The following is a 26,935-nucleotide window of genomic DNA, read 5'->3' on the forward strand; positions in this document are numbered from 1 at the left end:
CGCCACCCTGACGCCATGCGCACCCTCCTTGCCCTGACCCTCGCCGCCGCGACCCTGATCGCCGCTCCCGCCCTGGCCCAGGACCTGAAGGTCACGGTGGCGGGGCGAGACTCGGTGGTCCTGACGCCTGCCGAGATCAAGGCCCTGCCGCGTGCCACGGCGACCATCACCGTCAAGGGTGCCAAGGTCGTCTACGAAGGCGCGCTCCTGCACGAGGCCCTGCTGAAGGCCGGCGTGGTCTCGGGCGAGCGGCTGATGGGTCGCTATCTGAACCAGGTGGTGGTGATCCGCGCCGCTGACGGCTTTTCCAGCATCCTCTCGATCGCCGAAACCGACCCCGTCTATCGCGCCAATCCGGTGATCCTGGCCGACACCGTGAGCGGCAAGCCGCTGGATGCCCGCGAGGGACCCTACCGCGTGGTGGTCGACGGTGATTTGCGCCCCTCGCGCTCGCCACGTGCCGTGGTGTCGGTCGAGGTGAAGGCGGGATTCTAGAGCGCGTTCCGAAAAGTGGGAACCGGTTTTCGGAATGAAACGCGCGTGAAAACAGAAGACTAGAGCGGGTGATCTGATCCCATCAGATCACCCGCTCTAGAAAACTCAGCAGGCCGCCGTCGCCACGCCATAGCGGGCGTGAACCGTGCGCGGCGGGGCCGTGCCGTTCAGGGTCAGCACCGTCATCTGGTCGTATTCGCAATCGCTGGGGGCCTTTGGCGCGGTGTCGCCCAGAGCGGCGGCGATGCCGGCGACCGTGTTGCTGTGGCCCACGATCAGCACGGTGGCGTCGGCCGGGGCCTTGCGGGCAAGGTCTGCGACGCGCTGGGCGTGAGCGGCGTCACCGCCGTCGAAGACGACCTGAATCACGGGCAGTCCGGCGACCTGGGCGGCGGGTGTGGCGGTCTGCTGCGTGCGTTTCAGCGGTGTGGCCAGGATCAGGGCCAGCCTGGTGCCCGCGAGACTCTGGGCCAGGGCCTGGGCGCGGGCCAGGCCGGCCACCGACAGGTCGACATCGCCGCTGGGACCGGTCTTCTCGCCGTGCCGGACGATGACCACCGTCTGGGCCAGGACCGGCGAGGCCATGAGGGCGAGCGACAGGGCGGTGGCGGTGAGGCGACGGATCATGGGCCGACGGTAGCGGTGGGGCCGCGACTGGACAAGCCGGCGCTAGTCTTCCGCCCGGGCCTTGCGGGGGTCGGCCTTGGGGGCCGGCGCCAGGCGCAGCACTTCGGCCTGATAGCGCTCGTCATCGCCGGCGGCGGCGAAGGGCAGGGCGTCGGTGATGGCGTCCAGCATTGGGTCCAGCCACTGGTGCTCGACCTTGTGAAAATCGCCCAGGACGTAGGGCATGACCATCGACTTGTCGCCAGGATGGCCTACGCCGATGCGGCCCCGCCGGAAGGTATCGCCGATCTGGCTGGTTACAGATCGGATGCCGTTATTGCCGGCCGCCCCGCCGCCCGATTTCATGCGGAAACGCCCGGGTGCCAGGTCGATCTCGTCATGGAACGTGATGACGTCGGTCGGTGAGAGCTTGAAGAACTTCATCGCCTCGCCCACGGCGCGGCCGCTCTCGTTGTAATAGGTCTTGGGCTTCAGCAGCAGCAGCTTCACGGCCCCGCCGGGGGTGGTCACCTGACCCTCGCAGGCCAGGCCCTGGAAGCGGGCGCGCCACGGGCCGGTCGACCACTTGCGGGCGATGGCGTCCATGGCCATGAACCCGACATTGTGGCGGTTCTTCTCGTATTTGGGCTCGGGATTGCCGAAGCCGGCGAGGATCAGCATGGCGGCAGTCCTGGTGGTTTTGCGGGGGTGGGCCCCCAAACGAAAACGGGCGGACCCGAAAGTCCGCCCGTCTCGATATCAGATCGGCTGACCGACCAGGACCCTTAGGCCGTGGTGTCGCCTTCGTCCGATTGCGACGCGGCCGAGGCCTTCAGGTTGGCGATCACGAAGTCGCGGTCCTGGGCGGGCTTCACGCCTTCCGGAAGCTTCACTTCCGAGATGCGGATGACGTCGCCGATGTCGTGGCCGGCCAGGTCGATGACCAGTTCTTCGGGGATCTTGTCGGCCGGGCAGGCCAGCTCGACGGTGTGACGGATGACTTCCAGCGTGCCGCCCTTCTTCAGGCCGACCGAGGTTTCCTGGTTCTTGAAGTGAACCGGAACTTCGATCTTGATCAGCTGGTGCTCGTCGACGCGATACAGGTCGAAGTGGACCGGCTCGTCGGTGACGGCGTGGAATTGCACGGCCTTGGCGATGACCGATTGCTTCTCTTCGCCATATTGCAGGGTCACCAGGTGGCCCAGCAGCTTGCCGGTGTAGAGCGCCTTGCGGAATTCGTTGCTCTTGACCGCGATGTTCACGGGAGCCTTGCCGCCGCCGTACAGAACACCGGGGACCTTGCCGGCGCGGCGGGTTTCGCGGGCACCGCCGGTGCCGGCGCGGGCGCGGATTTCGACGTTCAGAATGATGTCAGCCATGGTCGTTCTCTCCGGAGAGCCCTTGCTCTCCAACAGGTGATCGCCGCACAGGACCGGATTGCCCCGCTCGGACGACGTTTTGGAAGGGGCGGTCCATACACGGAAGGGGCAGCCTATGCAATCTTTGCCCCGTCGCAGTCCCGATTACTTCTTGGCGGGAGCCTTGCGGACGGTGGCGGCGGCCTTGGCCTTCTTGGAATTGCGGCCCGCGCCGCCGTTCGAGATCTTGGTCTTTTCTACCACCGGTCGCGGCGGGGGCGGAGGCTCCACCGGCATGGGCGCACCCGAGGCCTTGATCACGCACTGGCCGGTGTCCATCAGCACATGCTGGCCCAGGCAGAAGACGTCCTCATAGTGCGGCTTGGAGACCGCCAGGCACTGATAGAGGTTCAGCTTGGCCATGCTCAGGCACGAGGTCGAGCCGGACTCGGCCATCACGGCCTCGATCGTCGGCAGGTCGGCGTCGCCGGCCGCGCCCAGGGCGGCCAGGGCGGCCACGGCCAGGCCGCGCACGACCAGGGGCTGGTAGGGCGGCGGCGCGGCGCGGTTCGCCTGGGGCTGGGGCGTCGGGAGCGTTGACGTGTCGGTCGGTAGTGCCGGAGCCGGGGGCACCGGGATCGGGGGCGGGGCCGGGCGAGGCAGGTTCAGGGGCTGGGCCCCGATCGAGGCCTGGTGCAACAGGGCGACGTCTGCGGTCTCACCCAGGGCTGGGATGGCCGACTGGGTCTTGGCATAGGCCAGGCGAGCGTCGCGGTCGGCGACCACGGCCTTGGACCAGGGCGAGCGCTGCACGTCATAGGCCGCCTGCTTGACCGCCTTGCCGGCGGTGAGCACCCGCAGGCCCTCGGCCCCCAGGGTGTCGATGATCAGGCCGGCGGCGGTGTCGGAGCCCTTGAACCCGACGGCGTAGGCGGGGTTGGCGATCAGCTGGGCAATCAGCTGCTGGCGCTGGGCCGGATCGGCGGCAAAGCTGCGCACGTCGCTGACGAAGACAGGATCCTGCAGGGCGATCACGGCGGCATAGGCGGTGGCCCCCTGCAGCAGGCCCTTTGGCTCATAGGCGACGGCGACCTTCAGCGAGGTCTGGATCTGGTCGCCATTCTCGAAATTGGGCGTGATCGCGCCGGCCCGGGCCATATAGCCGCGAAAGGCGCTGGCCCGCTCGACCAGGGTGCTGGACAGGTTGATCGGCGGCGCAACCGGCGGGGCGACGACGACGGGCGGCGGCGGAGGGGGCGGCGGCGTGCTGCAGCCGGCCAGGATTGTAGTGGCCACGATCACGGCCAGGAACGACGCCTTCAGGCCATGGCTCATGACCTGTGGCGCGCGGTTTGCGCGCGGAACAATAAGCATCCGTCGACTATCCAGATTGAGGCAATGATGGCGTCGCTATACGCGTCGCCGGACAACAATGTGGCGGTTAGCCCATTAACCGGTCGTTTACGAGCGTGGCCGTGGGTTCGTTCAGTGGGCGGCCGGGGGCGCAGCCAGGGTCGTTGCCGCGGGCGCGGGGGCAGAGCCGCCGAACTCCTTCACCAGGCACTGGCCGGTGTCGATGATCAGGTGCTGGCCCAGGCAGAAGACATCTTCATAGCGCGGCCCGGCCACGGCCAGGCACTGGAACAGGTTCAGCTTGGCCATCCGCAGGCACTGGTCGCTGTCGGGCTCGGCCATGGCGTAGGTCAGAAGGTCGAGGTTCTCGTCCCTGGACGATCCAAGTGCGGTCATGGCGGCCACCGACAGCGCCCTCTGGGTCAGCCGCGAATAGGTGCGGGGACCGCCGGCGGTGGGCGAAGCCGCTGGGGCAGGGGCCTCCAGCAGCAGCCGGAAGGCGGCGATCTCCTCGGGCGTGGCCTTGCGCGCGGTTTCCGACAGGGTGCGGGCGGTCTTCAGCAGTTCGGGGTGATGGGGCGAGACCTCCTTGGACCACGCCTGTTTCTGCATGTCGTAGGCCGACTGCTTGACGGCCGCGCCGTTGCTGGCCAGCCGCGCGGCAGGACCGCCCACGGCCAGGTCGACCCGGGCCGCAGCGGCGGGCGCCCCGGCCAGGCTGACGACGATCCAGGGGTTGCGAGCGATCATGTCGGCCAGGATGGCGCGACGGTCGGCGGGAATGGCCCGCAGGCCTTCCACAAAGCTGGGCTCGCCCAGGGCCGCCACGGCGCCGGCGACGACTGCGCCGCGCATCAGCTGTTCGTGATGATAGCCGCCGGCGACCTCGAGGGCCTTTTCGACCTCGGCCCCGTTCTTGAAGGCCAGAGGGATGGTCTGGGCCTGCGTCATATAGCTCTGGAACGCAGCGGCCTCGGCCAGCAGCGGCTCGGGCAGGGTTGGGCGAAAGGGCTCGTCGGCCCCCGCCGAACCTGCGACCAGCGCCAGCAGCGCCAGCCCGAACGTTCTGAAAACCCTACCCCGCACAGCGCTTCCCCAAGCGTGGTTCCTGGCCGGAACACGCCGAACGCTAGCCCAGCGGGCGTTAAGAAGCCATCATTGATCGGCCGGCGTCATGTCGCAGCACCGATACCGCAGGATCAGTCGAACAGCTTGGAGACCGATTCCTCGTTGGCGATCCGGCGGATGGCCTCGCCGATCAGCGGCGCGCACGAGACATAGCGGATCTTGGCGCAGGCCTTGGTGGTGTCGGACGCCTCGATGGAGTCGGTAACGACCAGCTCGGTCAGCACCGAATTTGCCACGCGCTCGGCGGCCGCGCCCGACAGCACGCCGTGCGTCACATAGGCGCTGACCGAGGTGGCGCCATTGGCGACCAGGGCGGCGGCGGCGTTGCACAGGGTGCCGGCCGAGTCGGCGATGTCGTCGAACAGAATGCAGCGACGGCCCGAGACGTCACCGATGATGTTCATCACCTCAGACTGGCCGGGGCCCGAGCGGCGCTTGTCGACAATGGCCAGATCCGCGTCGCCCAGCCGCTTGGCCAGGGCGCGGGCCCGCACCACGCCGCCGACATCGGGCGAGACGATCATCAGGTCTTCGCCGACCTTGTAGGTGCGGCGGATGTCCTCGGCCAGCAGGCGCGAGGGCAGCAGGTTGTCGGTCGGGATGTCGAAGAAGCCCTGGATCTGGCCAGCGTGCAGATCCATGGTCAGAACCCGGTCAGCGCCCGAGCGGGTGATCAGATTGGCCACCAGCTTGGCCGAGATCGGCGTGCGGCCGCCGGTCTTGCGGTCCTGACGGGCATAGCCGAAATAGGGCAGCACGGCCGTGATCCGCTTGCCCGACGCGCGCTTCAGGGCGTCGATGCAGATCAGCAGCTCCATTAGGTTGTCATTGGCCGGATAGCTGGTCGACTGGATGACGAAGACGTCCTCGCCCCGCACGTTCTCGTCGATGGTGACGAAAACCTCCAGATCGGCGAACCGGCGCACCTGGGCGCGGGTCAGCGGCATGTCGAGATACTCCGCGATCGACTGGGACAGCGGGCGGTTCGAGTTGCCGGACAGCAGCTTCATGGGGGCGCTCGGGCTGAGGGGTGTCGCGTTGCGGGGCTTCTAGCAGCGATCGGCCCCGGGGCAAGACCTTAACGGCCCGTATGACGGAACTGCGACGGTTTGTGGCTTTCGGGTTTGGCGATCAGCGGCTGGTTCTGGCGGTTGCAGGTGAAGGCTGGGTTGCCGGCGGGGTGCTTGGGGTGTGTTTCGAGCCTTGGCGACACTACCAACGCGCTTGTGGCCTATTCTTCGAATAACCCCTGCTGAGGGTCGACCGGCGGCAAAGGCATCGACCAACTGGGCACAACCTGAATCCCGACGTTTTCCGCGAACTTCGCGAGCCCCTCATCGTCGGAATAGATCGTTGTCGCGCCTCGGGTTCGTGCGATTGCGATAATCTGGCGGTCGATCTTGACCTTTTGCCAAGGAGACTCTGAGCCGCCCTTTTTGTCGCCGGCACGCTTGGCTTCACGGGTCATTGCCGCCAACTCGACGGCCGCCATTGTATCGAAATCTGCAATCTTGAACCGCGAGGACCGGCTCAGCCGCTCGATCACGGCAGGACCGGCGTCTTCTAACCCAACGAGGACTTCCGCCAGCGCCGGCGCTGGAATGAGGATTGTTTCGCCGGAGCGCTGTATCTCTTGCTCTAAGAACGCATACCGTTCGCGCACCTGACTCACAGGTGCTCCAGTTTGGGGATCTGTTGAAGGCTTGGCGTCTGGATGCACCAGAAGCATGAAGGCAGTCGCGTCGAGGACGATCAATGAATTTCGCCCTCGTCAACCCGCAAGGCTATTAGCTCGTCATAGGCGTTCTTGCCCGTAGGGCTGCCGCCCGGGATCGACCGGATATCAGCGAGGACATCCCCCAAAGGGGCATCATCAAGTACCTCGTAGCGATCAACATTGAACGCCAAGAGCTTCCAAGCGCCCTCGGGGTGACGCTCCCATCGCCCGCTACCGAAGAGACGGACTTTCGTTCCGTAGAGGTGCTTTGCCAAGTCTCGCGCCACATCGCGGTTCAGGTCGATGTTGGTGTAGGTGAGCCTATCGTCCTGCAGCGTTACATGAGCGGTTTTATCACGCCCTCCGATGCTGACGATCTGCCCGTCTATCGAGCCATCCTGCCGGAACGCGGGGAAGGTCAGCGCCTTTGGACGTGTTCGGCCCGGAAACGGAATGATGACCGCACCCTCCGGTCCGATGACTTCACCCACGGCATTGTCTTCGGCAAGCATGTCGTCGAGGGCTTTGAAAGCCTTCGCCGTGCCTTGAGGCGGGTTGGTGCTCGTCACAGCCTCAAGGCGGCGCTGCACCTTCGGCGCGTCTTGCTCTTCGACCCGACTGATAAGGCGAGCGCTGCCCTCATCTATCCGCGCGAAATGTGTGCCTTCCTTGTGCCCAATCAGATCAGCGAGAGCCGCCATATATTCGGCTAGGCGCGCCATTGGCAGGGTGTCCGGCGTGAACACGTCGATCCGGAAGGTGTACTCGTTGCTCGACATGATGACCCTCCTTTTCTCCAAGTCTAGGCTATTTAGTCGCGCGAAGAGTAAACAGCCTAGGTTGCGCTCCGGCCTATGTCCACGTGGTGTTGCCCCCTGGACCTCCAGATTCGGAATGCCCTACCGCCCTCACCCCTCCAGGCAGATCGCCGATAGCAGCCGGCCATAGTCACCCTCGCCGTTCAGGAAGGCGCGGCGGTTGGAGAAGAACAGGGCTTCCTCGGTGCGGGTGTCGTGGCCCACCCATTCGCGTTGCTCGATCCCCGCCGTGCGCAGACGGTCCAGCACGAAGGCGGGCAGGTCAAACAGGCGCTTGTCGTCGCCGGCGCCGGGGCGGAAAAAGTGGCCCGAGCCGGGGCAATCGGCCTCGAAGCGGTGCAGGAACTCAAGCCCCACCTCATAGGACTCAGGGCCGATGCATGGGCCGACGGCGGCGATCATGCGGGCCGGATCGCCGCCCAGCTCGACCATGGCGTCGACGGCACCCTGCACCACCCCGTCCAGCGCGCCGCGCCAGCCGGCATGGGCCGAGGCGACGATGCGCGCCTGCGGATCGACGATCAGCACCGGCGCGCAGTCGGCCGACAGGGCCCCGCAGATCACGCCCGGGGTCTTGGTCACCACGGCGTCGCCTTGCGGCCGCACGTCGCCCCACGAGCCGTCGGCCGTGATCGCGATGGTCGAATGGATCTGGTAGCAGGTGTTGAGGTCTTGGGGATCGACCCCGAACCAGCGGGCGGCCCGCGCCCGGTTCTCGATCACGTCGGCCGGCTCGTCCTGGCTGCCGCGTCCGACGTTCAGGCTGTCATAGATCCCCGTCGAGACCCCGCCCTTTCGCGTGAAGAAGGCGTGGCGCACGCCCGGTACGGCGGCCAGCAGTGGCGACTGGATGGTGGGCAGGTCGATTTTCGTCATGTCGCGTCCTCGAAGAGGGGGGGCGAAAGGCCGGGCGCGCTGAGGCAGACGGCCTTGAACAAGCCGCCCATCTGCGCCTCTCCGGTCAGGCGATCAAGCTGTCTTGCGATCTGCTCGGCGCGCTCGGGCCTGGCTGTGGCCAGGGCGGCGGCGCGGGCCTGGATGCCCAGTCCGGCCAGGAAGGCCGCTTGCGTCAGGATCGGCCCCGTCTGGGCCCCGGCCGCGCGGGCGGCGTCCAGCACGGCGGGAAAGTCGGCCCAGACGGTCAGGTCGGCCTGGCCGGGAGTCTCCAGAGGATCGACCTTCCTGTGGCCTTGGATCGCCTGCAGCGTGTCGCCGGGGCCGGGCGTGTCGCGGCCATAGTCGATCAGCAGGGCCGCGCCGCCGTCGGTGGCGAGGCGGTGGCCGATCTCGGCGGCCAGGGACTGCTGGGCGGGGGAGGATTCGAGGATCTGGCCGGGTGATAGGTCCTCCCCCTGAAGGGGGAGGTGGCCCCCCCGGGTCGCGCGAAGCGCGCGCCCGAGGACAGGCTCCGGGCCGGAGGGGGAAGTGTCCAGCGCCCGCTGACTTCCCCCTCCGTCCGCTGCGCGGCCACCTCCCCCTATGGGGGGAGGATTTAGACCCCGCAGCCCAAACGCCAGATCCCCCGCCTCATCCAGCCCCACCACCCGCTCGGCCCAGCCCTTGTCGGTGCGCACGAACTGCCGGGCGGGCAGGCAATCCAGCACCTCATTGGCGATCAGGATCATTGGGGCACCGCCGGGCACGGCCTCCAGCCGGTCGGCCCATTGCGGCGTCAGGGGCGCGCCCGTCAGCCGCTCCGCCTGAAGCGCGCGCAGGGGCGGGGACACCTCGACCAGCCACAGGTCGGCGGCGGCCAGGAAATCCGGCGCCAGGCGGGCGGCGCGCAGCAGGTCGCTGATCAGGGTCCCGTCGCCTGGACCCATCTCGACCAGCCGGAACGGCGAGGGCCGGCCCATGCGGGTCCAGGTTTCCACCGCCCACAGGCCGATCAGCTCGCCGAACATCTGGCTGACCAGCGGGGCGGTGATGAAGTCGCCGCCGGCCCCCAGATCAGGCCGCGTGGCGTAATAGCCGTCCTGCGGGTCGTGCAGGCAGCGGGTGAAGTATTCGGGAACGCCGATCGGTCCGTCCTGGGCGATCTGCGCCTTCAGACGCTCAAGCAGGCTCATGGGCCTCGACGACCGGTTCGCGCAGGGCCTTCCAGAGCAGCCACAGGCCCACCAGCAGCATGGGGATCGACAGGATCATCCCCATGGTCAGGCCGAAGGGGAAGTCGGGCATGCCCTGGTCGGGGTTGCGGACGTTTTCCAGCAGGGCCCGGAACAGGCCATAGCCGACCAGGAAGGTTCCGGTCAGGGCTCCGCGTCGTTGCAGCCATTTGAGCTTGTGCGAGGCCAGCCACAGGATGGCGAACAGGGCCGCGCCCTCCAGCGCCGCCTCGTACAGCTGGCTGGGATGGCGGGGATAGGGGCCGGCCGGGCACGAGCCGCGATTGGCTTCCTGGATCGTCTGGTTACAGAAGATCACCCCGAACGGGTGGTCGGTCATCCGGCCCCAAAGCTCACCATTGATGTAGTTGGCGATCCGCCCGAAGAACAGGCCGATCGGCGCGACCGGGGCGATCAGGTCGCCCAGTCGCAGGATGTCGATCTTCTGCTGGCGGGCGAACAGGGCAATCGCCGCGCAGACGCCCAGGAAGCCGCCATGGAACGACATGCCGCCTTCCCAGATCTTGAAGGCCTCAAGCGGGTGGGCCATCAGCCCGGCCCGCTGGTCGGGATTGATCAGCATGTAAAAGAAGATGTAGCCCAGCCGGCCGCCCAGGATGATGCCCAGGGTGATCCACAGCACCAGGTCGTCGATCTGCAGGGGTGTCGCCACCGGGCCGCGCGCGCCCCACAGGGGCGTGTTGCGGACCAGCCGCACGGCATAGCGCCAGCCCAGCAGGATGCCCGCCACATAGGCCAGGGCGTACCAGCGGATCGCTAGAGGACCGATCTGCAGGGGGATGGAGCCCAGGTGAACGACGGGGTCGATATCGGGAAAGATCACGCCGGCAGGCTCCCTCGGGAATGGGTGGTGGCAGGCATAACGCGCTTCCTCTTCGCTTTCATCCCCTGCATCCCATATAAGAGTCTCAGACAAGATCGCCGCGCACCGGACCCGCCATGCACAGCCAGAACCCCTTCCTCGACGAATTCGCCAAGCTGACCCAGGCGGCCATGGGTATCGCCCAGACGGCCGGCGAGGAGGCCAAGACCGCCATGCGCTCGCAGGCCGACCGTCTGGCCGCCGAGTTCGACCTGATCCGCCGCGACGATTTCGAGGCCCTCAAGGCCGAGGTCGCGGCGCTGCGCGAGGAAGTCGCCGCCCTGAAGGCGAAAAAAACGCCCGTCGCCAAAAAGGCTGCCGGAACAGCTGAATAGGCGACTACCCGCTCGCTCTCGACGTGAAGGGGCTGTGACGACGGCCTCGAAGCAGACTAGACTCCCTCAGGCGTGAGCGATTCACGGCGGGTCTCACGCCCGCCCTCGCTTACGGGACGCGCAGGATTCCCATGGACACCCAACCGGAAGACGACGACGTCCTGATGGCTATGGACCCTCTCGAAGTGGTCGAACACGTCCTTTCCGCCGAGAATCTCACCTTTGATCGCACCGAAGACGGCGATCTGGCCTTCGCCCTGACCGGTGACTGGAAGGACTATGAACTGTGGTTCGCCTGGCGTCCCGAGGCCGACTGCTTGCAGCTGTGCCTGTCGCTGGACCTGCGCGCGCCCAAGCCCAAGCGGGCCAATGCCTATGAGCTTCTGGCCATGATCAACCAGCGCGTCTGGCTGGGCCATTTCGAGGTCTGGACCGACGACGGCGAGGTCGTCTTCCGCCACGCCCTGGCCCTGCCCTCGGGCGAGCGCCCGACCATGGCCCAGGCCGCCTCGATGATCGACGCCGCCGTAGAAGCCGCCGACCGCTTCTACCCGGCCTTCGACTTCCTGATCCAGGGTGCCAAGACCCCGGACGAAGCCATGGCCGCCTGCATGTTCGAGACGGTCGGGCAGGCATAGACCTTTAAATCCTTCTCCCCTTGCGGGAGAAGGTGTCGCGAAGCGACGGATGAGGGGTTGCGCTGGCGACTCCGAGAAACCCCTCATCCGACCTGCTGTCGCAGGCCACCTTCTCCCGCAAGGGGAGAAGGCTAGAGAGCGGGAAAACCAGATGACCCCCATCCTCCTCCTCGGCGCGGGCCGCATGGGCGGTGCTCTGATCCAGGGCTGGCACGAAGCCGGCGCTTTTGCCGCCGCCGACCTGATCGTTCGTGATCCCAATGTCGACGCCGCCGCCTTCGCTGGCGCGCTGGTCAATCCGCCGCTGGACGCCCTGTCTGCCGCGAAGACGGTGCTGCTGGCGGTCAAGCCGCAGATCTGGCGCGAGGCGGTTCGGGACGTTGTTCCTCACCTGCACCCCGACGCCGTGATCATCTCCATCGCTGCCGGGGTGCGGGCGGCTGACATCTCCGAGGCCTTCGGTGGCCGCGCCGTCGCCCGGGTGATGCCGACCACGGCCGTGGCCATCGGCCGGGGCACGGCCAGCGTCCACGCCGAAGATCCCGCCGCCCGCGCCGCCGCCCACGCCCTGTTCGCGCCGGTCGCCACGGTGGTCGATCTGGACAGCGAAGACCTGCTGCACGCCGCCACCGCCGTCTCGGGCTCGGCCCCGGCCTATCTCTACGCCTTCGTCGAGGCGCTGGAGGCGGCCGGCGCGGGCCTGGGCCTCGATCCGGCCGCCTCGGCCAGGCTGGCCCGCGCCACCATCATCGGCGCTGCGGCCCTGATGGAGACCGGCGGCGAGGAGCCCTCCGAACTGCGCAAACAGGTCACCTCGCCGGGCGGCACCACGGCGGCGGCCCTGGCCGTGCTGCTGGGTGAGGGCGGCTTTGGCGACCTGCTGCCCAAGGCCCTGGCGGCAGCGGTGGCGCGGTCGGTGGAGCTGGGCGGGTAGGGACGGGGCGAGCCCCCTCAGTCCCTCCGGGACAGCTCCCCCAGAGGGGGAGCATCCTACTTTCTCAGATCCTCCCCTTTTGGGGGAGGTGGCCCAGAGGGCCGGAGGGGGCAGCGCCGGCGTCGGCGGGCTTGCCTTCGACGCCCTACAACGCCATCTCAACAGCATGACCGCTGCTGAAGACACCCTCGACCGCGCCGCCGCCGCCGCCCTGGCCCTGGCGGCTGACCGCCCGTGGCACGACATCACCCTGCGCGACATCGCCCTGAAGGCCGAGCTGTCGTTCGCCGAGCTCTACGCCCTGGCCAGCGGCAAGGGCGGGGTGCTGGCCCATCTGTCGACGCGCTTCGACCGCGCCGCCCTGGGCACCGTCTCGGCCGATGCCGCCTCGACCCATGACCGCCTGTTCGACGCCGCCATGGCCCGGCTGGAGGCGATGGAACCCCACCGCTTCGCCCTGATCGCCATCGGTCGCTCCGAAGGCGTGGTCGTTTCAGCCCTGCGTTTCCCAAAGACTGCCCGCGCCATCCTCGAAGCGGGGGGCGTCGAGGCGACGCCCGTGCGTCTGGCCGCCATGACGGCGGTCTGGGCCCGCACGGTCCAGGTCTGGCGCGACGACGAAGGTGCCCTGAACCGGACGATGGCCGAGCTCGACAAGCGTTTGAAGCAGATGGCTGAACAGCTGTCGAAGATCGGGGCGGGATTTTAGCCGAAAGATCCTCCCCCTGAAGGGGGAGGTGTCGGCGCAGCCGACGGAGGGGGAAGTGCTTTCTGGCCTCGGGGGTCTTCCCCCTCCGGCCTGACGGCCACCTCCCCCTTCAGGGGGAGGATCATTACCCCGGCAACCGCATCACCGCCCGCAGGCCGCCCATTGGCGAGCGCTCGAGCAGGAGGTCGCCGCCCAGCCCGCGCGCCATGTCGCGGGCGATGGCCAGGCCAAGGCCGACGCCTTTCTCATTCTGGTTTCGCGACTCATCCAGCCGGTTGAACGGCTTGAAGGCCTCCTCATAGCGATCTTCGGGAATGCCGGGACCGTCGTCGTCGACCAGGATCTCGACTCCGCCGGTCAGGCGCGCGGCGGCGCTGACCCGTACATGGTCGCCATGGGCGGCGGCGTTGTCGATCAGGTTGGCCAGGGCGCGCTTGAAGGCGTTGGGGCGCAGCTGGGCGGTCAGGGCGTCGGCCACCTGGGTCTCGACCAGGGCACCGGCCCGGGCCGCATCGGCGACGATGGCGGCGATCAGCTCTGACAGGTCGGTCTCGACGGCCGTCTCCCCGCCCTCGCCGCGGGCAAAGGCCAGATACTCGTCGATCATGTGCTCCATTTCGGAGAGATCGCCCTTCATGGCTTCCAACTGCTCGCTGGGCTCGGAAAGGGCCATTTCCAGCTTCAGCCGGGTCAGCGGCGTGCGCAGGTCGTGGCTGACACTGGCCAGCAGGGCCGTGCGCTGCTCGATATGGCGCTGGATACGGGCCTTCATGGCCAGGAAGGCGAGGGCGGCCTGGCGCACCTCGCGCGCGCCGTGCGGCTTGAAGTCCACCTCGCCGCCGCGTCCGAAGGCGTCGGCCGCGTCGGCCAGCCGTTCGATGGCCCGCACCTGGTTGCGGATGAACAGGATCGCCACGCCGGTCAGCAGCAGGGTGGCCACCACCATCCACAGGATGAAGATATGGCCCTGGGTGGCGAAGGCCCGGTCGCGCAGGGCGTAGATCTGCAGGACGCCGCCGTCCACCTGCACGCGGATGTCGATATAGGCGGTGTAGCGGGTGGTATCGAACCAGAAGGGCGCATCCAGCCGGTCGGCCAGGGCCTCTTGCAGCGAGCGGTCCAGCGAGGGCAGCAGCGAGGGGCGCCGGCCCGTGGGCAGCTTCTTGCCCTTCTGGAAGGCGATCGACAGGGCCAGGGACTGCTCGGCCCGGTCGGCCAGCTTTTCAACCGCCGCTGGGCGCGGATCGTCCTGATAGCTGGCCACGGCCCAGGCCACATCGCCGGCCAGGCCCTCGGACAGGCGACTGTTCACCGTCTGCCAGTGAGCGTCGAAAAAGGCCCAGGTCACGGCGATCTGCATCACCGCCACCGGCAGCACGATGATCAGCAGCGATCGCCCGAACAGCGAGGTCGGCAGCAGGCGCTTGATGACGCGCGGGACATAGAGCTTGGCGCGCAGGCGCATCTAGATCCTCCCCCCAGAGGGGGAGGTGGTCCGAAGGACCGGAGGGGGAAGTGATCCCCTTCGCCAGCCGACTTCCCCCTCCGTCCGCTTCGCGGACACCTCCCCCTTCAGGGGGAGGATCTTTGGCGGCAATCCCATCAATCCGGTACCAGCCGATAGCCGATGCCCCGTACGGTCTGCAGGTAGCGCGGGTTCTTGGGGTCGGGTTCGATCTTGCGACGCAGGCGGGTGACCTGGACATCGACCGCGCGGCCGGTGGCATCTGCGGTGTCGCGGGCCAGTTCCAGGCGGTCGACGGGTTCATGCGCCGCGCGAGCCAGGCGGCGCATCAGGGCGACCTCGGCCTCGGTCAGGCGGATCGGCTCGCCATCGCGGGTCAGTTCGCCGCGCTCGGGCTCGAAGGCGCAGCGGCCCAGCACCAGCTCGCGCGGGCCCACCGGCTTGGCCGACGAGCGGCGAAGGATGGCCTCGATGCGCAGCAACAGTTCCTGGGGCTCGAACGGCTTGCCCAGATAGTCGTCGACGCCGTGGGTCAGGCCCTCGATGCGGTCGGCGGCCTGGTCGCGGGCGGTCAGCATCAGGATCGGCGTGCGCCCTGTCTCGCCGCCCTTGGCCCGCAGGCGCCTGGTGAAGGCAAAGCCGTCCTCGCCGGGCATCATCACGTCCAGCACCATCAGATCAAAGTCCAGCGCCTCGCACAGGCGGTCGGCGCTGGCGGCGTCGCGGGCTACGCTGACGCGAAAGCCGGCGCGGACCAGAAACTCCTTGAGCAGCTTGCGGATGCGGTCGTCGTCATCGACCACCAGCAGGTGGCGCTCGCGCCGTTCGTCAGGCGTCATGCCACCACCCGGCGCGTCGGGCCGACGCCCTGTCTGGGACCGGCCAGAGCCGCCAGGATGCGCCGCGCCCCGGCCACGCCGTCCAGGCCGCCGGTGCGATAGGCGCGGGCCAGCAGGGCGCGCAGACGCTCGGCGGTGCGGGCCTCGAAGGCCACGCCCTCGGGCGTCAGCACGGCGGGCTTGCGCCGGCCGTCCAGGTCGCCCGAGCCGCGCTCGACCAGCCCCGCCTTGGTCAGGTCGGACAGGGTGCGGCTGGCGGCCTGTTTCGACAGGCTGGTCAGTTTCGACAGGTCCTGCACCCCGATGCCGGGCCGGCGGCGCAGCAGGAAGGTCGCGCGCCAGTGCGAACGGCCCAGGCCGAGAGGCTCGGCCTCCAGGGTCGCGTCCACCGCCGCCCACAGGGCCGCCTCGGCCAGCAGGATCAGCTCCAGGCCGCTATCCAGTTCCTCGTCGCGCAGGATCAGCCGCGGATCGGCTATGCTTGGCTGGAGCGGGGCTATCATCGCCTTAAGTCCATTTTATTTGACGTCCGAAGTCGCGAGGCGTCTAAGAACCCCGTCTCAAATAAGGAGGTCTGCGACCGATGTCTCTCGTTCCCTTCGACGATCGCGATGGATGGATCTGGATGGATGGCCAGTTCGTAGCCTGGCGGGACGCGAAGGTGCACGTACTGACCCACGGTCTGCACTACGCCTCGTCGGTGTTCGAGGGCGAACGCATGTACGGGGGCGAGATCTTCAAGCTGACCGAGCATACCGAGCGGCTTTTCAAGTCCGCCGAGATCCTCGATTTCGCCATCCCCTACACGGTGGAGCAGATCGACGAGGCCTGCAAGGCAACGGCCGCCAAGAACAACCTCAAAGACTGTTATGTGCGTCCGATCGCCTGGCGCGGCAGCGAAATGATCGGTGTTTCGGCGCAGCAGACCAAGATCCACGTGGCCATCGCCGTGTGGGAGTGGCCCAGCTATTTCGATCCGGCCACCAAGGCCAAGGGCATCCGCCTGACCTGGGCCAAGTATCAGCGCCCCGACCCCAGGACCGCTCCGGTCGCGGCCAAGGCGGCTGGCCTCTACATGATCTGCACCATCTCCAAGCACGCCGCCGAGAAGGACGGTTATGCCGACGCGATGATGCTGGACTATCGCGGCTATGTGGCCGAGGCGACCGGCGCCAATGTGTTCTTCGTCAAGGACGGGGTGATCCACACGCCCGACCCCGACTGCTTCCTGAACGGCATCACCCGCCGCACGGTGATCGATCTGGCCAGGGCGCGCGGCCTGAGCGTGGTCGAGCGCCACATCCAGAAGGATGAACTGGCCGACTTCACCGAGTGCTTCATCGTCGGTACCGCCGCCGAGGTGACGCCGGTCTCGGAAGTGGGCGAGTTCAAGTTCACCCCCGGCCAGATCTCGCTGTCGCTGATGGACGAATATGCCCGCCTGGTGCGCGGCGAGGTTCTTACCCCGGCGTAAGGCGGCGGTTCTGGACCTATGAAATCGAGCCGCCCGGGAGCGATCCCGGGCGGCTTTTTCGTATGCGATCGGTACGGCTTTGCGCGTCGTTGACGATATGTTCTGAAATGCATATGTCTTTTAAGACATGTCGGCCCTTGGCGATCGCTTCGAGGAGTTTCTGCGCCGGATGATGGCGGCGCAAGCCTGCCCGTCTTTCGAGGCGGCGTTCGACCTGCTGGCCGAAACGCTCAATGCGGTCGAGAACGAACAGTCTGGAAAGCCTTATGATCCGGCCTACCCGCGCGACGATGGTCGCATGTACCCGCCCATGGCTGATGCCTATCGCGTCGTGCAAGGCCGGGATGATCTGCGGCGTTATCGCAGCCGCCAGCACAGCACCTATTTCAGCGATGGCGGCGCCATCCTGATCGTCGATTTGCAGATGAACGTCGTTCTGGACAAGCCCGATCTGGTCGGCAGGAGCATCAAGCTATGAACGAGCCCATCAAGGCCTTTGTCGATGCGCTGCGACTGGAGGCCGCCGTCGCTGTCGAGATCGACGCGCCGGCCGATCCTGACCGCGACTGGTGGATTGATCTGGAAATCGACGGCCTGCGAAGCCAGGTGCTCTGGAAAGGCGCGCTGGGCTTTGGCGTCTATACCGGCGAGGTCGGCTATGGCGGCAGGCCGCAGGAAATCTACCGCAACGCCCCCGAGGCTGCGGCGCGGATTCTGCAGTTGGCGGCCCATTGGCGAAGGGATTCGCAATTACAGGTTCTGGGACTTCGGGAACTGAGACATCTGGTCGGTGAGACCCAGTTCGATGTCGCCGAAGCGCTGGGCGCCGATCAGGCTCGGGTTTCCCGAATGGAAAAGGGCGGCGACATGAAGTTGAGCACGCTCATCGGCTATCTCAACGCCTTGGGCGGCACTCTGGAACTCAGGGTGCGCTTTCCCACGTTCGAGGCGCCGATCCAGCCTCTTGGTCCGGCTTCGGCCAAGGGGCGCAAGCATGCAGCTTAATCTGCTCGTGCTCCGGGCACGCGATCCTCGCGCCCTGGCCGATTTCTACGGATTGCTTGGACTGAGCTTCTCACTGGAAAAGCACGGGTCCGGACCTGACCACATGGCCTGCGTCACGGACGGCGGCGTCTTCGAGATCTACCCGCTGGCGGACCGGCAGGCCGGCACAGGCGCGGTGCGACTGGGTTTCCGGGTCGATGACCTCGACAGCTGCTGGGAGGCGGTCGGCGATAGCCTGGGCAAGCGAGTTCGTCAGCCGCACCCAACACCCTGGGGGCGTCGAGCGACGGTTCAGGATCCGGAGGGGCACATGATCGATCTGTCCGAGAGGTAAGGCACGGCTCTAGCCTTCTGTTTTCACGCGCGCTTCAGTCCGCCCCGTCCCGCCATTTCAGCGTCAGGGTCTGCCCCCGGGCCTCGAAGGATTCCAGCCGGCCCAGGAAGCTCATGCCCAGCAGCGAGGTGCTCATCGGGGCCTTGTTGATGGTCATGGGGAAGGCGTCCAGGCGGATGTCGCCGACGTCCAGGCGGTCGGCCGACCAGCCGGCGCCGTAGCCCAGGCCGTTGGCGGTTTCGGACTGGCGGTCGAAGCTCAGATTGTCGACGTCCACGCCCAGGCGACGGGCGTCGTCGGGGCTGAGCACGGTTTCGGTTGCGCCGGTGTCGACAAGGAACCGCACGCGCTGGCCGTTGACGCGGGCGATAACCGTGAAGCTTCCGCTCTCGTCGCGGGGAATGGCCAGCTCATGTTCACGCAGGCTGACCGGATCGCCGCCGCTGAACGCCAGTTGCAGGCGCTGGCCCACGCCGGCCACGTCGCCGCGATAGGCATAGCCCAGGGCCAGCACCGCGATGATCACGGTCCAGATCGCCGCATGGCGCAGGTGTTGCGACAGCGGTCCCTGCAGGGCGCGAAAGCTGCCGGCGCAGACCAGCACCACAATGCCCAGCCGATAGGCCACGTCGGTCCAGTCGTCGGGCGTGCGCATCGCTTCGGGAAAGGCCCGGTGCAGGGCCAGCACCATCACGGCCAGGGCGACGACAAAGACTATGGCCGGCCAGCGTGCGCCCGGGGCCGGCTCAGGTTCCGGGCCCGGATCCGTTGATGGACGCTGGACCTTCCAGGGGTCACCTTCCTGCGACATGCGATCCGTCCCCGAATACGACCAGGGGCGCCTGCGCCGCCCTTCCTGCGATAAGCCCTCAACTTGAAGACTATGGCCGCGCCGTCAACCGGTGACGATCAAACCCCGACCTTGGCTTCGAGTTCGGCGAGCCTTTGCCGGGTCAGGGCCAGGTCGGGGCCAAAGCGGGCGGGGTCGGCGGCGGCCAGGCGCGCGGCCACGTCATAGCTTTCCCGATACAGGTCCAGGGCCCGCATCCGGTGGCCGCGATCCTCGCGCAGGTCAGCCAGACGCTCCAGCGACACTGACAGGGCGCGCTGTGCGGCCGGGTCGTGGGCCTCGCGGCCGCCTTGCGAGCGGCGAAGAGCCAGGGATTCTTCGAAGGCCGCCAGGGCGGCGTCCAGCCGGCCCTCCGATTCGGCCGCATCGCCCACTCCGGCCAGGGCGCCGGCCAGCAGTTCCAGGGTCGCCTCGTCATGCGGTGCGGCGCGGCGCGCGTCGCGGGCGTAGGAGACGGCAGTCTCATAGGCCTCGGCGGCGTCGTCCATCCGGCCCTGGCCGCGCGCGAAGTCGCCCACGTCGCGATAGGCCACGGCCTTTTCGTGATCGCCCCGGGCGGCGGCCTTCATGGCGATCAGCGCCCGCGCGGCCTGGGCCCACTCGCCCGCATGGCTCAGCGCCACCATGCGCTCGCGCATCTGGGCGAAGGTTTCGGGGGGCGGGTTTTCGGGCTGTAGGGCTTCTGGTTCGGGGTGCTGGGGCTCCGCACTGTGCAGCAGACCGGTTTCAGGCTCGGGCGCAGACGCAGCAACCTGGGTGGCGATGGGCGCGACCTCTTGGGCGATCAGGGGCTCAGCGGCGGGAGATTCCAGCGCCGGGGCACCGGCCTCCGGGGCCGCCTGCGGCGCGACGGTCTCTGTCTGATGAAGGACTGGAGCCGCCATCGGCTCGCCCAGGTCTGTGGTCCAGACCACAGTGCGGCTGCGCGGCCGGGGCTTGCGTCGCGGCGTCAGGGCGGCGACGATCAGTACTCCCCCGAGTATCGCCGCCGCCCCGCCCGCAAATGATCGATGCGGCTCGAACGGGCCGAGGTCGAGATGAGCGGCCCAGCCCCCCAGCCGGCCCCATCCCGCAACCACGTACCCCGACGTCGCGAGGATCAGCCCCAGGACGATCCCGACGATTCGAGCCAGCATGCCGTCTCCCCCAAGACGCTCATTCACAAGGAGCGACAGGTCATCCGAGAGGCCATGTCAGGTCGAGGCGTCTCAACTGACAAGGGAAGGCGTTGTGCGGTGAAGCTTCGTTGCGGGCACCAGGCCCGGTCCGGCGCCTCTAAATCAACCATGTCCGGGGGCGGGGATAGGGCAGGCCCTGGGCGAGATAATAGATGCCCATGCCGCAGCGCACGGCGAACCACACGCCGACCGCGCCCATGATGAATATGCCGGCGGCCACCACGGGGATTCCGACCAGCAGCAGCGACAGCGGCAGGCCCAGAATGAACATCAAGAGGCCGATCATGAACCAGCCGATGGTCAGCCAGAAGCTGCGGATGGCGAAGGTATAGTGGCTTTCGTTGATCGGGCCGGCGGTGCCGCGATTGGCATAGGCCACGATCAGGCCGACCACGGTGGTGGCGGCGCAGCTGGCGAAGCCCAGCAGATACAGGCCATAAACGACAGCGGGCAGGACCTTGTCTTCTTCAGCGCGCGCGATGGGGGCGGAAACGTCGGTCACGGTCAGAGCATCCAGTTGTTGGGGGTGGGATAGGCCTGGCCCTTGAGCAGCCACGACAGGCCCATGATGCAGCGCACGGCGATCCAGACACCCAGGGCGGCCAGGATCACGAACCCGATGCCGACGACGGTGAGCAGGCCACCGATCAGGCCAAACAGCAGTGACAGCCAGAAGGTGCGGATCTGGAACAGGTAGTGGCTCTGCAGCCATTCCGGCGCAGCCTTGCGACTGACATAGGCCAGGATCACCGCGATCAGGCTGGTCAGACCGCCGGTCACGATGCCTGCCAGGGTCAGGGCATAGGCCACTGCGGGCAGGGTCTTGTCATCCTGCAGGGCCTGCGGGACGGCGGGGTCGGATGAAGGTTCAGGCGGGCTCACGGGCGGTTGCTTTCAGGTAACGTCGATGTCTGATCGTCGCCCTGATCGACTTTCGATGCAAATGAAGGTCGTGTAATTCGGAGCGGGTCTGATCCTGACCTCAGCGGGTTCGGCTCTGAAATAGCCCGTCACCCCGGGACTTGTTCCCGGGGCCCATGGTTCAGCAGCACGGTTCGATGTCGTTCTGCTGTGCACCTGCGGCGGACAAATGGGTCCCGGGAACAAGTCCCGGGATGACGGCCGCTTTGGCATACCTGGTAGCCACGCACCCAGCCGCCACCCCTCAGGGCAACAAGTCTCTCGGCGGATCGCGCGGGTCAAAGGCGTCGCCGGCCGACAGCCAGGGCAGGGCGGCCGTCAGCAGGATCAGCACGAAGGCCATGCGCGCGGCCAGGTCGATCCCGACGCCGGTCATGCCCGCGCTCAGCGACGAAGCCAGCAGCGCCAGGGTGCCCAGGCCCAGCAGGCCGATGGCGCCGGTCAGGGCGGGGCGGGCCTCGATCCGGGCCAGGGAGAAGCGCGCGGCGGGGGCGCTGTCGACCGCTTGCCGGGCCACGGCGCGGGCGAAGGCCGAGAAGCTGTCCAGCCGGTCTTCCACCCGGCCTGGTCCCAGATAGCTCTGGGCGATGACGATGATCTTCTGGCGGCCAAAGCTCAGTTGCAGGACGCGGCGGCGGCCGCCCCTGGGCGCGGCGGCCAGGCGATAGCCGGTCAGATCGCTCAGGGCAAAGCCGCGCACCTTCAGTCCGCGCGTCTCCACCAGCGTACCGTCCCGCAACATCCAGACCGTCTCGGGCTGAAAAGGTGCGAGGCGGGCGCCGTGGGTGATCATCTCAAGCCCGGACGGCGGTGATTTCCACGCCGGCGGCGGCGGCGTGCGGGGCCAGGGCCAGGGGCTTTTCCACCCGAACCCGGGCGCGGGTGACCCGGCTGTCGGCGAAACAGGCCTGGGCCAGGCGCTCGGCGAAGGTCTCGACCAGGTCGATATGGCCCTCGGCGGCGATGGCGCGGGCCGATTCGCCGACGGTCTCGTAGTTGACGGTGTCGCCCAGGCGCTCGCAGTGGCTGGCCGCGACGTCCAGCTCGACATCGACGATCAGAGGCTGGAAGCGGCCATGCTCGTGGTCATAGACGCCGATCTGGGCGTCCACCTTGAGGCCGCGCACAAAGACCTTGGTCACGATGATGCGGGCGACGGGGGCCGCGTCGGCGGCGCGATTTTCGACGAGGGGGGAGGCGGCCAAGCGGTTCGCCTTTCTTGCGTGGGCAGCGATTGGGGCAGTGATTAGAAGACGGCGATCAGGGGGCGACGATATCGGGCGTGCGCCAGCCCAGATGCTGACCCGCGTCCACCGCGATCATCTGGCCCGTGACCGCTCTGGCGTCAATCAGATAGCGCAGGGCGGCGGCGACGTCGCCTGGGGTGGCGCGGCGCTGCAACAGGGTGCCGGCGGCCTCGGCCTCGAACTCACCGGGGGCCTGATGCACATTGGCCAGGGTGGGGCCGGGGCCGATGGCATTGACCCGAATGCGCGGGGCCAGGGCCTGGGCCAGGGTCTGGGTCGCCCACCACAGCCCCGCCTTGCTGAGGCTGTAGCTGAAGAACTGCGGATTGGGCCGCCAGACGCGCTGGTCAATCAGGTTGACGATCAGGCCCTCGACATCGTCCGGCAGGGCGGCGGCGAAGGCCTGGGCCAGCACGACCGGCGCGCGCAGGTTGGTGTCCAGATGGCTGTCCCACAGGGCGCGGTCCAGCGAGCCCACCCGGTCGTCCTGAAACGTGGAAGCGCTGTTGACCAGCAGGGTCACGGGCCCCAGCGGCGCGGCCTGGGCGATCAGGCCGCTTACCTGCGCCTCGTCGGCCAGATCGGCGCAGACGGCCAGGGCGCGGCGGCCCAGGGCCTGCACGGCGGCGATCGTCTCGCCTGCCTCATCGGCCGATCCACGATGATGGACGGCCACGTCATAGCCGGCGCGGGCGGCCTCGATGGCCAGGGCCTGGCCGATCCGACGCCCCGCGCCGGTGACCAGGGCCGCGCCGCGCGAAGTCATGGTCTTAATCGACGCGGCCGAACTCGATCAGGTTCAGGGCGAAAATGACGCCGAGGAAGATGGCGATGATCAGGATCGCGAGCATGGGCGCGGCTCCGCTGGAGGACGTATGAGACTTCGGGCTTTAACGGCCTGGGGGACTGACCGCAAGGCCAAGCCGGGCTAGACTTTCGCCCATGCCCTGGCGCCGTCGCATTGAACCTTTCGCCCGTCCCTTCGTCTTCGCCTGGTTCCGGCTGAGCCGGGGCCTGACCCTGGGGGTGCGGGGACTGGTGTTCGATGATGAGGGCCGGGTGCTGCTGATCCAGCACACCTATGTGCCCGGCTGGTACATGCCCGGCGGCGGGGTCGAGCGCGGCGAGACGGCTGAAACCGCTCTGGCGCGCGAGATGCAGGAAGAGGCCGGCGTGCGGGTGCTGGGCCGGCCGGTGCTGCTGTCAGTGCACAGCAACGAGGCGCGCCACCCCGGCGACCATGTGCTGGTCTATCGCATCGACGCCTGGGAGCCCTGCGCCGCCAGCGCTCAGGGCGAGATTCACGAGGTCGCCTGGTTCTCGCCGGATGCCCTGCCCGATGACATCACCCCCGCAACCCGCCAGCGGATCGTCGAGGCGCTGGAGGGGGTTGAGGTGGATCCAATGTGGTGAAGGGGCCGCTTCAGGTCCCGTAGCAGACGTCGAGCATCAGAAGGACCGCTGTCCGCCGGTCTTTGGCCGGTGAAGCTTTAGACGGCAGCAAACGGACTGCGGACTCGCCGACCATGTCGTCATGGCAGATTGCGGCGCGCTGCGGTCGGCCATCAATCGTCATCAGGCAGACCCCTCCAAAGATCACACCGGCGTGGTGGCTGGCCATGCTGGTCGGCATGCTGACCACGGCTTCGCATTCGTCTACCCTATCGGGCGACTTGTTGAAGACCTGCCCCGACTGCAGCTTTGCGGCACCCTCCGCCAACTGGTCCGACTGATACCAGGTCAGTGGGAATGTAAAGTGCATGGTCCTGTGGCGCGCCGTTTCCAGGTTCCGGGCCAGCTTGAAATACAGGGCATCGGCCGCCACGGCCGTCGTGGTGCTGGCCAGGGCGAGGAGGCAACCCGCGCCAACGGCTTTCAGAGAGTCGCGCATGCCTTTGCTCCCAAGCGGGCCACAGATTCGACCATGGAATTCCTATCCGGTCGAAGCAGGGGCTTCCACACTGAACGCCGATCACTAGAATGGGCGTTTGAAGAAGGGCCGCCGCGTCCCACATGAGAGCGGACCTCGAATCCACAAAGGGCAGGAGCACGACATGCGCGACTACACCAAGTTCTATATCGACGGGGCCTGGGTCGATCCGGTCGAGGCCAAGCGGCTCGACGTGATCAACCCCGCCACCGAAGAGGTCGCCGGCGTGATCTCGATGGGCGGCGTCGCCGATGTCGACAGGGCGGTCATGGCCGCCCGCAAGGCCTTTGCCAGCTTCAGCCTGACCAGCCGCGAAGAGCGCATCGACATTCTCGAGCGCATCGTCGCCGAATACATGAAGCGCTTCGAAGACATGGCCAAGGCCATCACCGAAGAGATGGGCGCCCCTGCCTGGCTGGCCCAGCGCGCCCAGGCCGCCATGGGCATCGGCCACGTCCAGACGGCCATTGCCGTGCTCAAGGACTATAAATTCGAGGAAGATCGCGGCACCACCCGCATCGTCAAAGAGCCGATCGGCGTCTGCGCCTTCATCACGCCGTGGAACTGGCCGGTCAACCAGATCGCCTGCAAGGTGGCCCCGGCCATCGCCACCGGCTGCACCATGGTGCTGAAGCCTTCGGAAATCGCCCCCTTCTCGGGCTATATCTGGACCGAGGTCCTGCATGCCGCCGGCGTTCCGGCCGGGGTGTTCAACCTGGTCAATGGCGACGGCCCCGTGGTCGGTGCCGCCCTGTCCAGCCATCCTGAAGTCGACATGGTGTCTTTCACCGGCTCGACCCGGGCCGGCATCGAGGTGGCCCGCAACGCCGCCCCCACCGTCAAGCGCGTGCACCAGGAGCTGGGCGGCAAGAGCCCCAACATCATCCTCGAAGACGCCGACTTCCAGCGCGCCGTCACCGGCGGCGTCGCCTCGGTGATGATGAACTCGGGCCAGTCGTGCAACGCCCCCACCCGCATGCTGGTGCCGGGCAAGAAGATGGACGAGGTCATCGCCATCGCCCGCGCCGCCGCCGAGGCCCACACCGTGGGCGACCCCAACGGCAATTCCAAGATGGGCCCCGTCGTCTCCGACGTGCAGTGGAACAAGATCCAGGGCCTGATCCAGAAGGGCATCGACGAGGGCGCCACCCTGGTCAGCGGCGGCGTCGGCCTGCCCGAGGGGCTGGACAAGGGCTACTACGTCAAGCCCACCGTCTTCGCCAATGTCACCAACGACATGACCATCGCCAAGGAAGAGATCTTCGGCCCGGTCGTCGCCATCATCGGCTACGACACGGTCGACGAGGCCGTGAAGGTCGGCAACGACACCGAATACGGCCTGGCGGCCTATATCTCGGGCAACAACCCCGAAGAGGTCCGCAAGGTGGCCTCGCAACTGCGGGCCGGCCAGGTGAACCTGAACGGCGCCGCCCCCGACATGATGGCCCCGTTCGGCGGCTACAAGATGAGCGGCAACGGCCGCGAATGGGGCGACCACGCGTTCGGCGAGTTCCTCGAGACCAAGGCGATCCTCGGGTTCTCGCCGAAGGTGGCGGCGGAGTAGGGGTTACCTGCTGAGGTTTGAGTTTGAGGGGGGGCGGGGCTGAGAGGCTCCGCCCTTTTTCTTTGGCTAGTGTTTTCTGAAATCATATCTCGGGGGCGTACGTGACGGACAACACAAACGATGACGGCCCGAAACACCTGTACAAATACCGGGCTCTGCGAAACGAAACCGACATGCAGCGAGTCGTGCAAATTCTGGATGGCGAGTTGTTCGCTGCCGGTCGTGAGCTTTTCAATGATCCGTTCGACTGTTTCCCTGTCGCTAAATTTAACGGGTCGAAAGCCGATGTTGAAGTATACATAAAGCAGCTTGCAAAAAAGCACGTCCCCGGAAACCGTCTAACAAGACGTCAGCAGGAAGCTAAAGCCAGAAGACGTTTAAAAGATCATGGAAATCAAGGTGTACGCGATGCGGTTGATAGCGTTGTAGATAGCTCGGGAATAATCTCCTTCTCAGCAAAGCCAGACCACCTCCTTATGTGGGGACACTACGGCAGTGAACATACTGGCGTATGTCTACAATTCAGACGTAGCTTGGGTTCGCGCTTTCTAGGCGAGGCATTCGAGGTCATCTACAGTGATCGGCGACCAATTGCGCAAATGCCGATAAAAGATGCCGTAAATAGTTTTAATGACGTCTTTCTCACTAAAGACTCTTGTTGGTCATATGAGGAAGAATGGCGGGTGATCGCGAGGAACGCGAGGGGTAAATGGGTCTTTGATCGCGCAGATCTAGATGCGGTAATATTCGGGGCCAGATGCACCGAGGCCAATATCAGTAGAATTCGGAAGCATGTTGAAGTGCAACCAAATAGGGAGATCCGCTTTTTTCGCGCGCAACTTGCCGCTGAAGAATTCAGAATCGAAGTCGCTCCGGTCTGACGCTTCGCGTCCCACCAAGCCCTTCATCTCTTGGAGGCAGTAGCGTGCCGGTCTGGACAGGTCAGTCCACCGACCTCGGTCTGCGACCGACCGCGTCGCGGCGACGCGGAGCGTCGGCCTTGAGTGACCTGTCCAGACCGGCGATCGTCTCGCCGTGAGATGAAG

At 67.0% G+C, this 26,935-nt stretch carries 33 protein-coding genes and 1 pseudogene; 12 read left to right on the top strand and 22 right to left on the bottom strand.

Annotated features, from left to right (window positions below):
* Positions 1 to 15 precede the first annotated feature (15 nt).
* Positions 16 to 495: a molybdopterin-dependent oxidoreductase gene (locus tag ACW179_RS08445; protein ID WP_492063851.1), complete on the top strand. Its 480-nt coding sequence runs from the start codon at positions 16 to 18 to the stop codon at positions 493 to 495.
* A 105-nt stretch (positions 496 to 600) separates the two neighbouring features.
* Here the strand turns inward: ACW179_RS08445 and ACW179_RS08450 are convergent, their stop codons facing one another.
* From ACW179_RS08450 to lgt, 11 genes are all read right to left on the bottom strand, one after another.
* The gene (locus ACW179_RS08450) at positions 601 to 1,122 is read right to left on the bottom strand and encodes a SixA phosphatase family protein (RefSeq protein ID WP_492063852.1); all 522 of its coding nucleotides are present in this window, start codon (positions 1,120 to 1,122) and stop codon (positions 601 to 603) included.
* Between the two features lie 42 nt (positions 1,123 to 1,164).
* A complete protein-coding gene (pth, locus tag ACW179_RS08455) occupies positions 1,165 to 1,782 on the bottom strand; it encodes an aminoacyl-tRNA hydrolase (protein ID WP_492063853.1) in 618 nt (205 codons plus the stop codon).
* Positions 1,783 to 1,886: 104 nt separating this feature from the next.
* Complete coding sequence (locus ACW179_RS08460; protein WP_492063854.1) at positions 1,887 to 2,480, bottom strand: 50S ribosomal protein L25/general stress protein Ctc; 594 nt, start codon at positions 2,478 to 2,480, stop codon at positions 1,887 to 1,889.
* A 144-nt stretch (positions 2,481 to 2,624) separates the two neighbouring features.
* Complete coding sequence (locus tag ACW179_RS08465; protein WP_492063855.1) at positions 2,625 to 3,833, bottom strand: hypothetical protein; 1,209 nt, start codon at positions 3,831 to 3,833, stop codon at positions 2,625 to 2,627.
* A 111-nt stretch (positions 3,834 to 3,944) separates the two neighbouring features.
* Positions 3,945 to 4,898, bottom strand: a complete 954-nt coding sequence (locus tag ACW179_RS08470) for a hypothetical protein (protein WP_492063856.1) — start codon at positions 4,896 to 4,898, stop codon at positions 3,945 to 3,947.
* 113 nt (positions 4,899 to 5,011) lie between these two features.
* The gene (locus ACW179_RS08475; protein ID WP_492063857.1) at positions 5,012 to 5,950 is read right to left on the bottom strand and encodes a ribose-phosphate pyrophosphokinase; all 939 of its coding nucleotides are present in this window, start codon (positions 5,948 to 5,950) and stop codon (positions 5,012 to 5,014) included.
* Positions 5,951 to 6,171: 221 nt separating this feature from the next.
* Entirely contained in the window at positions 6,172 to 6,696 is a 525-nt protein-coding gene (locus tag ACW179_RS08480; RefSeq protein ID WP_492063858.1) for a type II toxin-antitoxin system VapC family toxin, read from the bottom strand.
* Entirely contained in the window at positions 6,693 to 7,436 is a 744-nt protein-coding gene (locus ACW179_RS08485; protein ID WP_492063859.1) for a hypothetical protein, read from the bottom strand. Before ACW179_RS08485 ends, ACW179_RS08480 begins: the two co-directional genes overlap by 4 nt.
* A 129-nt stretch (positions 7,437 to 7,565) precedes the next feature.
* Positions 7,566 to 8,351 carry a peptidoglycan editing factor PgeF gene (pgeF, locus tag ACW179_RS08490; RefSeq protein WP_492063860.1) on the bottom strand — a complete coding sequence of 262 codons (786 nt, stop codon included), beginning with the start codon at positions 8,349 to 8,351 and terminating at the stop codon, positions 7,566 to 7,568.
* Entirely contained in the window at positions 8,348 to 9,544 is a 1,197-nt protein-coding gene (locus tag ACW179_RS08495) for a class I SAM-dependent methyltransferase (protein WP_492063861.1), read from the bottom strand. The genes pgeF and ACW179_RS08495 overlap by 4 nt, the downstream gene beginning before the upstream one ends.
* The gene (lgt, locus tag ACW179_RS08500) at positions 9,531 to 10,427 is read right to left on the bottom strand and encodes a prolipoprotein diacylglyceryl transferase (RefSeq protein WP_492063862.1); all 897 of its coding nucleotides are present in this window, start codon (positions 10,425 to 10,427) and stop codon (positions 9,531 to 9,533) included. Before lgt ends, ACW179_RS08495 begins: the two co-directional genes overlap by 14 nt.
* Positions 10,428 to 10,543: 116 nt before the next feature.
* Here lgt and ACW179_RS08505 point away from each other — a divergent pair, with 116 nt between their 5' ends.
* The 4 genes from ACW179_RS08505 to ACW179_RS08520 all read left to right on the top strand — a co-directional run bounded on the left by ACW179_RS08505 (position 10,544) and on the right by ACW179_RS08520 (position 13,082).
* Positions 10,544 to 10,801 (top strand): accessory factor UbiK family protein, encoded by a 258-nt coding sequence (locus ACW179_RS08505; protein ID WP_492063863.1) that lies wholly within the window; start codon positions 10,544 to 10,546, stop codon positions 10,799 to 10,801.
* A 131-nt stretch (positions 10,802 to 10,932) separates the two neighbouring features.
* Positions 10,933 to 11,439, top strand: a complete 507-nt coding sequence (locus ACW179_RS08510; protein WP_492063864.1) for a type III secretion system chaperone family protein — start codon at positions 10,933 to 10,935, stop codon at positions 11,437 to 11,439.
* A 151-nt stretch (positions 11,440 to 11,590) separates the two neighbouring features.
* Positions 11,591 to 12,373 (top strand): pyrroline-5-carboxylate reductase, encoded by a 783-nt coding sequence (proC, locus tag ACW179_RS08515; protein ID WP_492063865.1) that lies wholly within the window; start codon positions 11,591 to 11,593, stop codon positions 12,371 to 12,373.
* A 166-nt stretch (positions 12,374 to 12,539) separates the two neighbouring features.
* Positions 12,540 to 13,082, top strand: a complete 543-nt coding sequence (locus ACW179_RS08520; RefSeq protein ID WP_492064275.1) for a TetR family transcriptional regulator — start codon at positions 12,540 to 12,542, stop codon at positions 13,080 to 13,082.
* A gap of 124 nt (positions 13,083 to 13,206) precedes the next feature.
* Here ACW179_RS08520 and ACW179_RS08525 read toward each other — a convergent pair whose 3' ends face one another.
* The 3 genes from ACW179_RS08525 to ACW179_RS08535 form a co-directional block, all read right to left on the bottom strand.
* Positions 13,207 to 14,547: an ATP-binding protein gene (locus ACW179_RS08525; protein WP_492063866.1), complete on the bottom strand. Its 1,341-nt coding sequence runs from the start codon at positions 14,545 to 14,547 to the stop codon at positions 13,207 to 13,209.
* A gap of 137 nt (positions 14,548 to 14,684) precedes the next feature.
* Positions 14,685 to 15,386 carry a response regulator gene (locus ACW179_RS08530; protein WP_492063867.1) on the bottom strand — a complete coding sequence of 234 codons (702 nt, stop codon included), beginning with the start codon at positions 15,384 to 15,386 and terminating at the stop codon, positions 14,685 to 14,687.
* The gene (locus ACW179_RS08535; RefSeq protein ID WP_492063868.1) at positions 15,383 to 15,889 is read right to left on the bottom strand and encodes a MarR family winged helix-turn-helix transcriptional regulator; all 507 of its coding nucleotides are present in this window, start codon (positions 15,887 to 15,889) and stop codon (positions 15,383 to 15,385) included. Before ACW179_RS08535 ends, ACW179_RS08530 begins: the two co-directional genes overlap by 4 nt.
* An 80-nt stretch (positions 15,890 to 15,969) precedes the next feature.
* On the opposite strand from ACW179_RS08535, the gene ACW179_RS08540 reads away from it, so the two are divergent.
* The 4 genes from ACW179_RS08540 (at position 15,970) to ACW179_RS08555 (ending at position 18,199) form a co-directional block, all read left to right on the top strand.
* Positions 15,970 to 16,860 (top strand): branched-chain amino acid aminotransferase, encoded by an 891-nt coding sequence (locus ACW179_RS08540; protein WP_492063869.1) that lies wholly within the window; start codon positions 15,970 to 15,972, stop codon positions 16,858 to 16,860.
* 172 nt (positions 16,861 to 17,032) lie between these two features.
* Positions 17,033 to 17,338: a hypothetical protein gene (locus ACW179_RS08545; RefSeq protein ID WP_492063870.1), complete on the top strand. Its 306-nt coding sequence runs from the start codon at positions 17,033 to 17,035 to the stop codon at positions 17,336 to 17,338.
* On the top strand, positions 17,335 to 17,865 hold the full coding sequence (locus ACW179_RS08550) for a helix-turn-helix domain-containing protein (protein ID WP_492063871.1): 531 nt from the start codon (positions 17,335 to 17,337) through the stop codon (positions 17,863 to 17,865). Before ACW179_RS08545 ends, ACW179_RS08550 begins: the two co-directional genes overlap by 4 nt.
* Complete coding sequence (locus ACW179_RS08555) at positions 17,855 to 18,199, top strand: VOC family protein (protein ID WP_492063872.1); 345 nt, start codon at positions 17,855 to 17,857, stop codon at positions 18,197 to 18,199. The genes ACW179_RS08550 and ACW179_RS08555 overlap by 11 nt, the downstream gene beginning before the upstream one ends.
* A 34-nt stretch (positions 18,200 to 18,233) precedes the next feature.
* On the opposite strand, the gene ACW179_RS08560 is transcribed toward ACW179_RS08555, so the two are convergent.
* The 7 genes and pseudogenes from ACW179_RS08560 to ACW179_RS08590 all read right to left on the bottom strand — a co-directional run bounded on the left by ACW179_RS08560 (position 18,234) and on the right by ACW179_RS08590 (position 23,161).
* Entirely contained in the window at positions 18,234 to 19,010 is a 777-nt protein-coding gene (locus ACW179_RS08560; RefSeq protein WP_492063874.1) for a retropepsin-like aspartic protease family protein, read from the bottom strand.
* A 98-nt stretch (positions 19,011 to 19,108) separates the two neighbouring features.
* Positions 19,109 to 20,185 carry a tetratricopeptide repeat protein gene (locus ACW179_RS08565; RefSeq protein WP_492063875.1) on the bottom strand — a complete coding sequence of 359 codons (1,077 nt, stop codon included), beginning with the start codon at positions 20,183 to 20,185 and terminating at the stop codon, positions 19,109 to 19,111.
* 139 nt (positions 20,186 to 20,324) lie between these two features.
* Positions 20,325 to 20,729 (bottom strand): DUF4870 family protein, encoded by a 405-nt coding sequence (locus ACW179_RS08570; protein ID WP_492063876.1) that lies wholly within the window; start codon positions 20,727 to 20,729, stop codon positions 20,325 to 20,327.
* A 2-nt stretch (positions 20,730 to 20,731) separates the two neighbouring features.
* Positions 20,732 to 21,186 (bottom strand): annotated as a pseudogene (locus ACW179_RS08575) (DUF4870 family protein).
* Between the two features lie 206 nt (positions 21,187 to 21,392).
* Positions 21,393 to 21,941 carry a hypothetical protein gene (locus ACW179_RS08580; protein WP_492063877.1) on the bottom strand — a complete coding sequence of 183 codons (549 nt, stop codon included), beginning with the start codon at positions 21,939 to 21,941 and terminating at the stop codon, positions 21,393 to 21,395.
* Between the two features lies 1 nt (position 21,942).
* Positions 21,943 to 22,353: a dihydroneopterin aldolase gene (gene folB, locus ACW179_RS08585; RefSeq protein WP_492063878.1), complete on the bottom strand. Its 411-nt coding sequence runs from the start codon at positions 22,351 to 22,353 to the stop codon at positions 21,943 to 21,945.
* A 55-nt stretch (positions 22,354 to 22,408) separates the two neighbouring features.
* Positions 22,409 to 23,161 (bottom strand): SDR family oxidoreductase, encoded by a 753-nt coding sequence (locus ACW179_RS08590; RefSeq protein WP_492063879.1) that lies wholly within the window; start codon positions 23,159 to 23,161, stop codon positions 22,409 to 22,411.
* Between the two features lie 176 nt (positions 23,162 to 23,337).
* On the opposite strand from ACW179_RS08590, the gene ACW179_RS08595 reads away from it, so the two are divergent.
* The gene (locus ACW179_RS08595) at positions 23,338 to 23,808 is read left to right on the top strand and encodes an NUDIX domain-containing protein (protein WP_492063880.1); all 471 of its coding nucleotides are present in this window, start codon (positions 23,338 to 23,340) and stop codon (positions 23,806 to 23,808) included.
* 10 nt (positions 23,809 to 23,818) lie between these two features.
* On the opposite strand, the gene ACW179_RS08600 is transcribed toward ACW179_RS08595, so the two are convergent.
* Positions 23,819 to 24,286: a hypothetical protein gene (locus ACW179_RS08600; protein ID WP_492063881.1), complete on the bottom strand. Its 468-nt coding sequence runs from the start codon at positions 24,284 to 24,286 to the stop codon at positions 23,819 to 23,821.
* A 163-nt stretch (positions 24,287 to 24,449) separates the two neighbouring features.
* Here ACW179_RS08600 and ACW179_RS08605 point away from each other — a divergent pair, with 163 nt between their 5' ends.
* Both ACW179_RS08605 and ACW179_RS08610 read left to right on the top strand, forming a co-directional pair.
* On the top strand, positions 24,450 to 25,889 hold the full coding sequence (locus ACW179_RS08605; protein ID WP_492063882.1) for an aldehyde dehydrogenase family protein: 1,440 nt from the start codon (positions 24,450 to 24,452) through the stop codon (positions 25,887 to 25,889).
* 101 nt (positions 25,890 to 25,990) lie between these two features.
* Positions 25,991 to 26,770, top strand: a complete 780-nt coding sequence (locus tag ACW179_RS08610; protein WP_492063883.1) for a DUF2971 domain-containing protein — start codon at positions 25,991 to 25,993, stop codon at positions 26,768 to 26,770.
* Positions 26,771 to 26,935: the final 165 nt, after the last annotated feature.

Source organism: Caulobacter sp. AVps18, assembly GCF_058681425.1.